This is a genomic window from Longimicrobiaceae bacterium, assembly GCA_035696245.1.
GTDB lineage: Bacteria > Gemmatimonadota > Gemmatimonadetes > Longimicrobiales > Longimicrobiaceae > DASRQW01.
This window is the reverse complement of record DASRQW010000528.1, coordinates 1-11,386: the sequence shown is the minus strand read 5'-3', so window position 1 is coordinate 11,386 and position 11,386 is coordinate 1. Positions and strand designations below refer to the sequence as shown.

General features: G+C 70.8%; 14 protein-coding genes. 10 read left to right on the top strand and 4 right to left on the bottom strand.

All coding sequences use genetic code 11. The features are described 5' to 3' along the window. Positions 1-401: 401 nt before the first annotated feature. Positions 402-1,094, top strand: coding sequence for a hypothetical protein (locus VFE05_23550; GenBank protein ID HET6233073.1), 693 nt, complete (start codon positions 402-404; stop codon positions 1,092-1,094). Between the two features lie 129 nt (positions 1,095-1,223). Here VFE05_23550 and speY read toward each other — a convergent pair whose 3' ends face one another. Then, positions 1,224-2,384 (bottom strand): deoxyhypusine synthase, encoded by a 1,161-nt coding sequence (speY, locus tag VFE05_23545; GenBank protein HET6233072.1) that lies wholly within the window; start codon positions 2,382-2,384, stop codon positions 1,224-1,226. Positions 2,385-2,582: 198 nt separating this feature from the next. Beyond that, positions 2,583-3,431 carry a TIGR00730 family Rossman fold protein gene (locus tag VFE05_23540; protein HET6233071.1) on the bottom strand — a complete coding sequence of 283 codons (849 nt, stop codon included), beginning with the start codon at positions 3,429-3,431 and terminating at the stop codon, positions 2,583-2,585. Positions 3,432-3,634: 203 nt separating this feature from the next. On the opposite strand from VFE05_23540, the gene VFE05_23535 reads away from it, so the two are divergent. The 8 genes from VFE05_23535 to VFE05_23500 all read left to right on the top strand — a co-directional run bounded on the left by VFE05_23535 (position 3,635) and on the right by VFE05_23500 (position 9,917). Beyond that, positions 3,635-4,753, top strand: a complete 1,119-nt coding sequence (locus tag VFE05_23535) for a hypothetical protein (protein ID HET6233070.1) — start codon at positions 3,635-3,637, stop codon at positions 4,751-4,753. Further along, positions 4,750-5,163 carry a hypothetical protein gene (locus VFE05_23530; protein ID HET6233069.1) on the top strand — a complete coding sequence of 138 codons (414 nt, stop codon included), beginning with the start codon at positions 4,750-4,752 and terminating at the stop codon, positions 5,161-5,163. The genes VFE05_23535 and VFE05_23530 overlap by 4 nt, the downstream gene beginning before the upstream one ends. A 273-nt stretch (positions 5,164-5,436) precedes the next feature. Beyond that, complete coding sequence (locus VFE05_23525) at positions 5,437-6,819, top strand: PQQ-dependent sugar dehydrogenase (protein HET6233068.1); 1,383 nt, start codon at positions 5,437-5,439, stop codon at positions 6,817-6,819. Beyond that, on the top strand, positions 6,816-7,226 hold the full coding sequence (locus VFE05_23520; protein ID HET6233067.1) for a secondary thiamine-phosphate synthase enzyme YjbQ: 411 nt from the start codon (positions 6,816-6,818) through the stop codon (positions 7,224-7,226). Before VFE05_23525 ends, VFE05_23520 begins: the two co-directional genes overlap by 4 nt. Positions 7,227-7,434: 208 nt before the next feature. Continuing rightward, the gene (locus VFE05_23515) at positions 7,435-8,376 is read left to right on the top strand and encodes a MaoC/PaaZ C-terminal domain-containing protein (GenBank protein HET6233066.1); all 942 of its coding nucleotides are present in this window, start codon (positions 7,435-7,437) and stop codon (positions 8,374-8,376) included. A gap of 198 nt (positions 8,377-8,574) precedes the next feature. Next, entirely contained in the window at positions 8,575-9,189 is a 615-nt protein-coding gene (locus tag VFE05_23510) for an SGNH/GDSL hydrolase family protein (GenBank protein ID HET6233065.1), read from the top strand. Between the two features lie 180 nt (positions 9,190-9,369). Further along, positions 9,370-9,753, top strand: a complete 384-nt coding sequence (locus VFE05_23505; protein ID HET6233064.1) for a hypothetical protein — start codon at positions 9,370-9,372, stop codon at positions 9,751-9,753. Then, positions 9,750-9,917 (top strand): hypothetical protein, encoded by a 168-nt coding sequence (locus VFE05_23500; GenBank protein ID HET6233063.1) that lies wholly within the window; start codon positions 9,750-9,752, stop codon positions 9,915-9,917. Before VFE05_23505 ends, VFE05_23500 begins: the two co-directional genes overlap by 4 nt. Before the next feature lie 76 nt (positions 9,918-9,993). Here the strand turns inward: VFE05_23500 and VFE05_23495 are convergent, their stop codons facing one another. Further along, a complete protein-coding gene (locus VFE05_23495) occupies positions 9,994-10,296 on the bottom strand; it encodes a hypothetical protein (GenBank protein ID HET6233062.1) in 303 nt (100 codons plus the stop codon). 375 nt (positions 10,297-10,671) lie between these two features. On the opposite strand from VFE05_23495, the gene VFE05_23490 reads away from it, so the two are divergent. Further along, on the top strand, positions 10,672-10,893 hold the full coding sequence (locus VFE05_23490; protein ID HET6233061.1) for a hypothetical protein: 222 nt from the start codon (positions 10,672-10,674) through the stop codon (positions 10,891-10,893). A gap of 102 nt (positions 10,894-10,995) precedes the next feature. On the opposite strand, the gene VFE05_23485 is transcribed toward VFE05_23490, so the two are convergent. After that, positions 10,996-11,304, bottom strand: coding sequence for a hypothetical protein (locus tag VFE05_23485; protein HET6233060.1), 309 nt, complete (start codon positions 11,302-11,304; stop codon positions 10,996-10,998). Positions 11,305-11,386 lie beyond the last annotated feature (82 nt).

Genomic DNA, 11,386 nt, shown 5'->3' with positions numbered 1-11,386 from the left:
CATCGTCCCCACCACGCCCGTCTCCGCCACGCCGGTGCGCACCTCGTACCCCGCCGCGAGCAGCCGCTCCGCGACGATCCCCGCCGTCCGCCGCTCCTGGAACCCCAGCTCGGGGTGCCGGTGCAGGTCGCGGCGCGTGCGGATCAGCGTTTCTACTTCATCCAGTATCAACGACATCGCTACTCGCCTGAAAGTGGCCGCTCCGTCGAGCGGTTTCGTCTGTGCTCGGGCAATCCTCGGCTCACCGCCGGCGCAGCAGGTCGGAACGACCGCACTGCGGCAGGAAATCTACCGAGGACAGCGAGCGACTGCCAGGCAGGTCTGCCGAGCCTTGCGCAGAAAGTAGACGAAGTGTACACTGTGCACTTCGCGCCTATTAAGACGTCCCGAGCGCCCGCCACGTGCCCTTCGACTACAAGCAGAACTACGACGCGGAACTCGCGCAGCGGGAGCATCTTCGCAGCGCGGTGGGCACTCCCATCGGGCTGCTCACGCTGATCGGTAGCGCGCTCGCATTCATGGTGCAGAAGCTTCGCGTGGAAGCTGATTGGACCACCGCTCTGTTCCTGATCGTGGCGGCATGCAGCGCGGCGGCTCTCGTCTGTGCCACCTATTGTCTCATACGTGCGCTCCACGGGCATACTTACCGGCAGCTTGAGTCGGCGCTTCAGCTTCAGCTCTTCCACAGGGAGCTGCGCGAGTGGCATTCTACGTACGGGAACGGGGTGCTGGCGGCGGACCGTGAATTCGAGCAGCACTTGCAGCGCAGATATGCAGCGACTGCGGATCACAACGCACACCTGAACGAGAAGCGGGCAGACTACTTATTTCTAACCACGCGACGCATTATACTTGCAGGGGTGTTCGCGGGAGGGGCGCTGATCCCGTTCGGGCTGAACCTCCAGCTTCAGGCCGAGCCGCCCCAGCGGATCGAGATCGCGAACCCCGTCGCATGCGTCCTCATGACACCGCGAGGTACTGACATGGAAGTCGCCCAGATGCGGCCCGCTCCACCGCCCAAGCCCACGCCCGCGCCCATCCGCGAATTGACGGAGGGACAGATCGCGAAGCGTCCGCGGCCCGCCCGCCGCTAACGGGGTCGAGACAATCGAGGCCCGGCCACTTCGGCCGGGCCTCGTCAGTTGTCGGCTTCTAACAGCGCCTCCGTGCGGCGGTTTGCATCTCCCGACTGCCATCGGCCCGGTGCAAACGCCCTCACGAGCCTACCGGTCGCGCTCCAGCATGCTGCCTTCGTGGACGGCGTGGTCGCGGGCGGCGTCGCGGGTGGACTCGTTGCGCTCGGACTGGGCGTACTCGTCGCGGATGCGCTGCATCATCTGCTCGCGGCGGTCGTAGAGGCGCCTGGGCTGGCGTGGGGCGTGGTTGTCGAGCGCGTACGCCGTCAGGATCGGCAGCGCCACGGTGGAGTCCAGGTAGCAGACCACCGCGTCCGGCAGACGGTCCGGGTCGATCTTGCCCCAGCTCACCGCCTCGGCTGGCGTGGCGCCGGAGAGGCCGCCGGTGTCGGGGCGCGCATCGGTGACCTGCAGGAAGTAGTCGTGCCCGCGCTCGTCGATCCCCATCACCTCCTGGATCTGCGGCTCGGTCTGGAGCGCGAAGTTCTTGGGGCTGCCGCCGCCCAGGATCCAGATGGCGCTCTTCCCCCCGCCGCGCTTGGCGTCGAGCACGATGGACGCCGTCTCGTTCACGTCGGCGTTCACGTCGAACGTCAGCTTGTTCCCCTGCAGCGCCTTGGCCGCCACGTTCATCCCGATCGACGAGTCGCCCGGCGACGAGGTGTAGATGGGCACCGCGTGCTCGTACGCCGCCGCCAGCAGCGACTTGCGCCCGATGCCCAGCTCCTGCTCGCGCGCCGCCACGTACTTGCCGCACAGGTAGTGGAACTCCGCGGTGGACATTGACCGCTGGAACTCCGGCGCGGTGATGATCTCTCGGAAGAAGGCGTCGGTGTCCAGGAGCACCGAGTAGTCGAAGAAGATGTCGTAGATGCGCACCACCTCTTCCTCGCGAAGCGTGGTGTCGCTGATCTGCGCGTTGCCCTGCCGCAGCTCCAGCCCGATGCCGAAGTGCGTGTCGTGGTACAGGTTGGCGCCGGTGCTGATGATCCAGTCCACGAACCCCGCCTCGATCAGCGGGATCACGCTGCTCATCCCCAGGCCGGCCGGCGTGAGCGCGCCCGTCATCGTGAGGCCCACGGTGACGTCGTCGTCCAGCATCTTCCTGACGTAGAGGTGGCACGCCTCGCGTAGCCGGGCCGCGTTGTACGCCTGGAAGGTGCCGTCCACCAGCTGGGTGACCGACATCCCGCCCGTGATGCGCGTGGGCTCGATGCGCTTGCCGCTCAGGAACTTGCTCTTCGCCATGGTCTCGTTCTTCGCTGGACGTTTACGGTGCGCGGGCGGCGGGCGCCCGCGTGCCGTGCCTGGTCGTCGGTGGACGTGTCGTTGCGGGGAGAGCCCCTCCCCCAGCCCCTCCCCCAGAACTGCCTGGGGGAGGGGAGCTTCGGTTTCGCGGGGGAGAGTTCGGTGCTCGGCCGCGGCGTGGTAGAACGCTTGCCCCGCCTACTCCGCGTCGTGCTTGGCGGGGTGGGCGGGGGTGGCGGCGGCGGGGCCGTCGGTCGCGGGCTCGGGGGCTTCGCCCTCGGCGATCTTCTCGGCGGCGGCCTGGCTCATCCGCATGCTGTCGGCGATCACGCGCACCGCCTCTTCGGGCGAGTCGGTGACCACGAGCAGGTCCACGTCGTTGGGCGAGACCTTGCCCTCGGCCAGCAGGGTGCCGCGGATCCAGTCCAGCAGGCCCTTCCAGTACTCCGTGCCCATCAGGATCACGGGGAAGTGGCGCACCTTGCCGGTCTGGATGAGCGTGAGCGCCTCGAACAGCTCGTCCATCGTCCCGAAGCCGCCGGGGAAGATGACGAACGCCTCGGCGTACTTCACGAACATCGTCTTCCGCACGAAGAAATAGCGGAAGTTGATGGCGATGTCGACGTACGGGTTGATGCCCTGCTCGAAGGGCAGCTCGATGTTGCACCCGATGGACTGCCCGCCCGCGTCGCGCGCGCCGCGGTTGGCCGCCTCCATGACGCCCGGACCGCCGCCGGTGATGATGGCGTAGCCCGCCTCGGCCAGAAGCTTGGCCGTGTGGCGTGCCGCCGCGTACTCCGGGTGGTCCGGCGGCACGCGCGCCGAGCCGAAGATGGTCACCGCGTAGCCCACCTTGGCCAGGGCGTCGAAGCCCTCCACGAACTCGCCCATGATGCGGAACACACGCCACGGGTCGCTGCTGGTGAAGTCCTGCTCGTGCTCGGTGGCGGCGGGCGATACGAGCAGCCGCTCGTCTTCGGTGGCCTTGCCGCTGCGGGCGGCGCGGTTCAGCGACGGGTTTGCCTGCTGGGCCTTGCGTGGCGGCATGGGCGGCTGGACGCGGGTGGCGGCGCGGCGGGCGCGCACGTTGTTCGTCCCGCCGCGGGGAGCGTATCTTCCCCCTCCAGCGGGCCGACAAGATAGGACCGCCGCCCGCCCCGCAAAAGCGGGGCTCGCCCGGCGGGCGGGGCGGCGCACCACGCGAGAAACGGGACGGACGAATGCGGACGGGCGGACGGGATGGACGGTGGATGGTACGGGCGATGGGCACCGGCTGGCGCGTGGCCGTAGCCGCCGCGCTGCTGGCGGCGTGCGGCGACCGCGGCAAGCCGGACGCGGGAGATCCGCCGCCCGCCACGCCTCGCATCTCCGAGGGCGTGGTGGCGAGCGTGGAGACCCCCGACTCGGTCGCCTGGGGCTCCGAGGCGGACGTGAAGCTCACCGTCGCGAACCGGAGCGCATCCGCCGCGGAAGGGGCGCGGCTCCAGGTGCTCTTCCGCGCGCCGCTCCAGCCCGTCGTCGGCGCAGCCTCCACCGTGAGCCGGCAGACGGGCGGCGCCACATCCCCCGCATCTCCGTCGACGGCCGGGGGTGCGGCGGCTCCTGCATCTCCCGGCGCGCAGCCCGTGGCGTCCACGCAGGCGGAGGGAACGCGGCTCACGTTCGCGCTGGCGCGGCTGGAGGTGGGGCGCGAGGCGGAGTTCGTGCAGCGCATGCGCATCCCCGCGGCGACGGCGGCGGACTCGGCCGGGGGGACGTTCGTGGTGCGGGCTTGGGTGGAGGCGGCTGATGGGCGATCGCTGGGCCCGGCGACGGAGGACACGCTGGTGATGCCGCGCCCCGGTGCGCCGCCCAGCTGCGGCGGCGCGGGCGAGCCGCCGGTCACGCGCTTCGGCGTGGGGGGCGTGCGGCTGGGAATGAAGGCCGCGGACCTGCGAGCGCTCTGCCCCGGCACGCGCGACACGACGTGGAAGGAAGAGGGCACGGCGGAGAAGGGCATCTCCATCGCCTTCGGCAAGCACCGGCTCCTGGCCGTGCTCGGGCGCGATTCCGCCGTGCAGCGGCTGGTGGTGCGCGACTCCGGGCTGGCGACGCCGGCGGGAGCGCGGCTGGGGTCCACGCTGGGCGACCTGCGCGCGCGCTACGGCCGCACCTGCGCCGGCGTGGGCGAGGGCGCCGTCGCGGTCTGGTTCCCGAACGCGCCGGGCATCAGCTTTCAGCTCGGCGCCACGACACCGCCCGAGTGGAGCGGAAGGCAGAACGATCCGGCGCTGCTGCCGGACACGACCACCGTAACCAAGCTCTGGGTCCGCACGGGCCAGGACGACTGCCCGGCTCCGGCCGGAAACACCGCTGGAGGCGGACGATGAAGATCCCGATGGCATTCCTGGCCGACGAGGCCAACATCTCGCAGGAAGGCAAGCTCAACGTGATGGGCATTTTCGACCGCCTGGCCGCGGCCGAGTTCCCCGTCGTGCACCCGCGCATGGTGTTCACCTTCCGCGTGCAGGCCGAGTCCGGCGACGCCGGCCGCACCTTTCCCGTGCAGGTCCGTCTGCTGGACGACGCCGACAACCCGCTCTTCGAGGCCGCGGGCGAGATGGTCGCGCCCATCGTCCCGCTCGGCGAGTTCATGACGGCCAACCAGGTCTTCACGCTGGTCGGCATCCAGTTCCCGCGCCCCGGCTCCTACCGCTTCGTCGTCTCCGTCGGCGAGATGGAGCCGCACGAAACCCCGTTCCTCGTCATGGGCCCCACGCCCGACCAGCAGCTCAACTAGCCTCCGCTATCCCGCGGTACGTCCGGTAGCGCGGGAGATGAACGGCTGCGCATCTCCAGATCCTTCGTTCACTTCCCCGGATGCATGCCGGACCGGCAACTATGTCGGGAGATGCGGGAGATGCGGGAGATGCGGGAGATGCCCGCAGCGGCCGTCGCGCGGGATTTGCATGCTCGCGGGCTGATCCTCCGGCGCGGCGTTCAACGTTGCGCCGGGAGCCGTGGCGCGGGGGACCGTGCCGCGGCCGAGCCCCGCCGACGCCGAGCATCTGCCATGACGAGACGCATCCACATCCCCCTGCTGCTCGCCCTCGCCGCCTCCGCCGGGTGCCGTGAGGACGTGCCGCGTGCGGACGCGAGCCAGGGCACCGCATCCGCCGCTCCGGAGGCCGCCGCGCCCGCATCTTCCGGCGCTCCCGCGGCCGCATCCACATCTACCGAACCGAACGCATCTTCCGCCAAGCCTGCGTGCGATGCGGGGAACGGCGGGATCACGCTGCCTGCGGGCTTCTGCGCGACGGTGTTCGCGGACAACCTGGCGGCGCCGAGGCACCTCGTCGTCAGCCGCGACGGCATCGTCTACGTTGCGCTGGAGGGCAGCGGGCGCGCGGGGAGCGGCGGCGGCGTGATGGCGCTGCGGGACAGCAACGGCGACGGCAAGGCGGACCAGCGGGCGACGTTCGGCGGCACGGCAGGGACGGGCATCGCACTCGCCGGCAACAGCCTGTACTTCGCGCCGGACGACCGGGTGCTGCGGTTCACGCTCACGCCGGGTACGCTGGCGCCCGCGGGCGGGCCGGTGACGGTGGTGAGCGGGCTTCCCACGGGCGGGCACACGGCCAAGACCATCGCGGTGGACGGGCGGGGCGCGCTGTTCGTGAACGTGGGCTCGCGCACCAACGCCTGCCAGACGCAGGACCGCCAGCGCGGCGTGAAGGGAATCGATCCGTGCCCGGAGCTGGCCACGCGCGCCGGCATCTTCCGCTTCGATGCGAACCGCGCCCGGCAGACGCAGGCGGCGTCGGTGCACTTCGCCAGGGGCATCCGCAACTCGGTGGCGATCGCGTACCGGCCGGGCGCGGGGCTGTACGTGGTGCAGCACGGGCTCGACCAGCTGAGCGACAACTGGCCCAACCTGTTCAACGACCGCCAGAACGCCGAGATGCCGGGCGAGGAGTTCCTGAAGGTGGAGCAGGGCGACGACTTCGGCTGGCCGTACTGCTTCTACGATCCCGCCGCCAAGCGGAAGGTCCTGGCGCCCGAGTACGGCGGCGACGGCCGGCAGACGGGCCGCTGCACCCGCGCCAAGCAGCCGCTGATGGCGTTCCCCGGCCACTGGGCGCCGGAGTCGCTGGTCTTCTACGCCGGCACCATGTTCCCGGCGCAGTACCGCGGCGGCGCGTTCGTGGCCTTCCACGGCTCGTGGAACCGCGCGCCGCTGCCGCAGGCGGGCTATCGCGTGGTGTACGTGCCCATGGCCGGCGGGGTGCCCAGCGGGCCGTACCGCGACTTCGCCACCGGCTTCGAGGGCGGCGCGCGCAGCGGCGGCGAGGTCGCGCACCGGCCCATGGGCCTGGCGCAGGGGCCCGACGGCGCGCTGTACGTGTCCGACGACAAGGGCGGCCGCATCTGGCGCATCGTCTGGCGCGGGGCGTGACGGTGGAGACGCTCCGGGTGCGCTCCACGCGGCGGGCGGAGATGCTGGACGTGACGGCGCAGCTCCAGGAAGTCCTCGCGCGGCGCGGGCTGCGCGAGGGCGCGCTGGTCGCCCAGAGCCTGCACACCACCGCCGCGCTCACGCTCAACGAGAACGCCGACCCGGACGTGCCGCGCGACCTCCTCGCCAAGCTGGAGCAGCTGATCCCGCACCGCGAGCCGTTCTACCGCCACGACGAGGGCAACAGCGACTCGCACCTGAAGACGGCGTTCTTCGGCCCCTCGCTCACGCTGCTGGTGAGCGGGGGGAAGCTGGTGCTGGGCCGCTGGCAGGGCGTCTTCCTCTGCGACTTCGACGGCCCGCGCGAGCGCACTATCGCCGTCCAGCTCCTCCCCGCCGCCGGCTGATGCGCCCCTCCCCTTCCACCCCCGCCACGGTCGTGCGAGCTGTCCGTCCGCAGGACGACCGCAGTCCGGAGCCGGGGGTTTCATACCCCCGGCGAACCGTCGGCGCGCCTGGAATCCCCGGCCAAGCGGATCCCCCTTCCAGTCTGGTCGATCTGATCGTCCGCGGTCGCGCTCGACGCACCCGCGTTCGCCCTCGCGGAGGCGCCGCATGAGCACGCGCATGGACGGGCTGCGGGCGATGGCGCGCCTGGTCGTGCAGGGCGTTCGCGCGCGAGGGCAGGGCGGGGACGAGCAGCCGGTGGTGCCGCGGCGGCGCCCCGCGGTGGAGAAGACGGGCATCGCCATCGACGCGCGGCGGGTGGCGCGCTACCTGGCGGCGACCGACGGCAAGCGCATCGAGGCGTTTCGCGGCGAGGGCGCCGTCGCGCCCCCCATCTACTGCGCCACGTGGGAGACCGCGGCCACGCTGGAGCTGTTCGCCGGGCTGGAGAAGCCGCTCCCGCTGGGCGGCGTGGTGCACCTGGAGAGCGAGACCATCACGCTGCGCCCGCTGCATGCGGGCGACGTCGTGCGCTGCCGCGTGGAGCTGGAGCGGGCCGACCGGGTGACGAAAGGCGTGCGGCTGGCGCTGACCGCGCGCAACTGGAACGCAGCCGGCATCCTCTGCACGCAGTCGTCCGCCGTCTTCCTCGCTCGCTCTCGTGCGCCCGCGAAGCCGTCCACGTCGGAGCGGCGGGCGGAGGAGCACGGGGCGGATGGCGCGCCGCCGGAGGAGTGGCGCGAGCTTGCCACGTGGCACCTTCGCGGCGGCGACGGCCGGCGGTACGCGGCCGTCTCGGGCGACTACAACCCGATCCACCTGTGGCCGGCGACGGCGCGCATCTTCGGCTTCCGGCGGCCCATCCTGCACGGGTTCGCGACGGAGGCCCGCGTGGCGCACGCGCTGATCGAGCGGCTGCTGGGCGGCGACCCGGCGGGGCTTCGCCGCGTGCGAATCGCTTTCCGTGCGCCGCTGCCGCTGCCGTCGCGGCCGGTGCTCTCGGTGGCCGAAGCCGGCGGCCACCACTGGTTCCGCGTCGCCGACGCCGCGGGCGAGAAGGTGCACGCCATCGGCACCTACTGCGGCACCACGATGGACGACAGCGCGTAGCCGGAGATGCGCACCGGACGCCTCGCATCTCCCGAGCGCGCTGTGCTTTCGTCGGACGTGCGAAGAACTTGGCGGATGCGGTTGATGGGCATCTCGCGTCGCCGGAAGGGATTTCGGTGGATGATGGGCATCGCGCTCGCGGCGATGGCGGCGTGCGGGGCCGCGCCCGGGGGACACACGACGGGAGAGGATGCGCGGATGACGATGCCGTTCCTGGCGCTGGGCGACTCGTACACCATCGGCGAGGCGGTCGCCGAGGGCGAGCGGTGGCCCGTGCAGCTTGCGGCGCTGCTCCGCGCCCGTGGGGTGGACGTGGGCGAGCCGGAGATCATCGCCACGACGGGCTGGACGACGGACGAGCTTTCCGCCGGCATCGACCGGGCGGCGCCCGCGGGGCCGTACGCGCTCGTGACGCTGCTCATCGGCGTGAACGACCAGTACCGCGGCCGGCCGGCGGACGAGTACCGCACGCAGCTCCGCGCGCTCCTCGCCCGGGCCGTCGATCTCGCCGGTGGAGATGCGGGGCGCGTGGTGGTCGTCTCCATCCCCGACTGGGGCGTCACGCCGTTCGCCGAAGGCCGCGACCGCGCGCAGATCGGGCGCGAGATCGACGCGTTCAACGCCATCGGCCGGGACGAGGCGGAGCGGGCGGGCGCGCGCTTCGTGGACATCACGCCGGGCTCCCGCGCCGTCGCGCACGACCCGTCCCTCACCGCGCCGGACGGGCTGCATCCATCGGGGAAGATGTACGCCGAGTGGGCCCGCGACGTCCTCCCCGCCGCCTACGCCGCGCTCGGACACGCCGGAGGCTGAAGCGAGACGGCCGATGCGCCGCCCGGGCCGAACGTCGGACTGTTCGCCCGGCGATTCGTCGTTATCTTCCGTCTGTATCCCGCGTTGGCGGGCGGCGGCTGAAACCGGCGCGGCCTCCGCGACGTACGAGCCGGAATCCCGGCGCGGCCGGGGCAACAAGCAACCAACGGAGCCAAGACGATGCGCATCGAGATCGGGCACTCGCGCAAGGTGATCATCCGCGACCTCGCGATCTTCCAGGCCAAGATGTTCATCGACGGGCTGAAGGGCGTGGTGCTCTTCCAGGTCTCCATCGCCGCGGCGGTCATCGACCTGCTGTTCGGCGGGAAGAAGCGCGGCCGGTTCTTCTACAAGGTGCTTGAGCTGAGCGAGCGCTTCGACCTGTGGCTCAACCTGTACAGCGCCCGTGAGGCTGCCGGAGACCGCGACGGCCTGTTCGGCGCCAGCAAGGCCGGCGACAACACCATGCTGGGGCGCATCGAGGAGATCGTCCGCGGTAAGACGGAGGGCCCCTCGGCCGCCCCGCGGCGGCCCTTCGCCGACAGCGTGCGCCACGCGGGGTGAATGTGAACGCGCCGGCGCCCCGGCGGCTCCGCATCCACGTCAACCAGCCGCTTTCACCCTTGTGGAAGCGGCTGGCGCGCATTCGCTGGTTCCGCGGCACCCTGGAAGCGCTTCACGCCGTCCAGGCCATCGGCATCCTTCTCGATGTCCTCGCACTGTTCTGAGCCGGCAGCACATCCGCACGGTTTGCTCGCCGCGTGCCATCTTCCCACACGTTGCAGCGGCGTGGCCGGACACGAGCTAACAGCCCTTGCCCAGCTCGGTGTAGCAGGGATCGTAGGAGAGGGCCGTGTCGCAGGTGCCGCCGGGCTGCGTCTCGCAGGCCGCCGCGCAACTGAGCTGGTCCAGGTACATGCTGGGGTTCTGGGCGTGCGCATCGCCCGGCGCGTTCGGGGACTCGTACGCGTACCCGCGGCCGGCGTTGACGGCGTCCGCGTCCCTGCCGCCCGCACCCTGCACCGTTCCGCGGCGCGAATGGGAGCTCGTGGTCACGGTGAACGACTCGACTTCCAGATCCTGGACGGAGAGCTTCAGCTTCCGCATACGCCACCTCCATGACGTGTGGTGATCGGCCGGCCGGCCGATCGGCCCGCCGGCTCGCACCATACTCCGCCCGTTTCGCGGAGTCAACTGGCTTGTCGCAAAACGTACGGGTGAGAATCGTTGTCGCCCGCCGCGGATGATGATTCCGCGGCGGGCGATTTTGGTTGCGTCGGCGGTGGTCGGTTGCCTGCGGCGGCACGTGTGGCGAGAGATTCCGGATGCGATGAATCGCGCCCCTTGTAGATTGGGAGACGGACCGGGTTGGCAGCACGTCAACTTCGCCAAGGGCTTGGGTCTGCTCGCCAAGGCCCGACCAGATCGATGCCTACGTGCTCGCCCGCTATCCCCAGTCAGGTTGAGACGCAGGTCTGCACCATGCCTACCCAGGAGCGCCCCGAAGCCGCCCCGCGCCCGGCCTACGGCGCCGACGGGCATCTGCCACGCGGGGTGACCGTGAACGCGCCGGAAGCACGCCCGCGCCGCATCTACGTGAACCAGCCGCCTCCATCGTCGTGGAAGCGGCTGGCGCGCATCCGCTGGATCCGCGGCACTCTGGAAGCCCTCTACGCCGTCCAGGGCGATCGGCTTCCTCCTTGACCTCCTCACCCTCTTCTGACCCGGCCGCACATCCGCACGGTTCGATCGCCTCGGGCGTCCTTCCACACGCAGGGGCGTTGCACCAGCGCAGCCGGAAACGAGCTAACAGCCGCTGCCCGGCTGCGTGTAGCAGGGATTGTAGGAGGGGTCGCAGGTGCTGCCGGGCTGCGTGTAGCAGGGAGCCGCGCAGCTGATCTGGTCGGGATGCACGGTGGGATTTTCGGAGCCGGGATAGCCCGAGGTGATCGGGCAATCGTACGCGTACGTGCAGCCCATGTCGTAGGTGTGGACGGGATCTTTGTCTATGATGCCCTGTGCGCCCTGTACTGTTCCACGGCGTGAATTGGAGATGGTGGTTACGGTGAACGACTCGATTTCCAGATCCTGGATGGAGAGTCTCATCTTCTGCATGGTCACCTCCCCGAGGTGTGGTGAACGAGCGGCTGGTCGTTCGGCCAGTTAACCCGCACTATACCCCGCCTGTGCGATCAAG

Coding starts and splice junctions, on each gene's coding strand:
- speY (HET6233072.1), bottom strand. CDS start 2,384: ATGGCGAAGAGCAAGTTCCTGAGCGGCAAGCGCATCGAGCCCACGCGC.
- VFE05_23540 (HET6233071.1), bottom strand. CDS start 3,431: ATGCCGCCACGCAAGGCCCAGCAGGCAAACCCGTCGCTGAACCGCGCC.
- VFE05_23535 (HET6233070.1), top strand. CDS start 3,635: ATGGTACGGGCGATGGGCACCGGCTGGCGCGTGGCCGTAGCCGCCGCG.
- VFE05_23530 (HET6233069.1), top strand. CDS start 4,750: ATGAAGATCCCGATGGCATTCCTGGCCGACGAGGCCAACATCTCGCAG.
- VFE05_23525 (HET6233068.1), top strand. CDS start 5,437: ATGACGAGACGCATCCACATCCCCCTGCTGCTCGCCCTCGCCGCCTCC.
- VFE05_23515 (HET6233066.1), top strand. CDS start 7,435: ATGAGCACGCGCATGGACGGGCTGCGGGCGATGGCGCGCCTGGTCGTG.
- VFE05_23510 (HET6233065.1), top strand. CDS start 8,575: ATGACGATGCCGTTCCTGGCGCTGGGCGACTCGTACACCATCGGCGAG.
- VFE05_23505 (HET6233064.1), top strand. CDS start 9,370: ATGCGCATCGAGATCGGGCACTCGCGCAAGGTGATCATCCGCGACCTC.
- VFE05_23495 (HET6233062.1), bottom strand. CDS start 10,296: ATGCGGAAGCTGAAGCTCTCCGTCCAGGATCTGGAAGTCGAGTCGTTC.
- VFE05_23490 (HET6233061.1), top strand. CDS start 10,672: ATGCCTACCCAGGAGCGCCCCGAAGCCGCCCCGCGCCCGGCCTACGGC.
- VFE05_23485 (HET6233060.1), bottom strand. CDS start 11,304: ATGCAGAAGATGAGACTCTCCATCCAGGATCTGGAAATCGAGTCGTTC.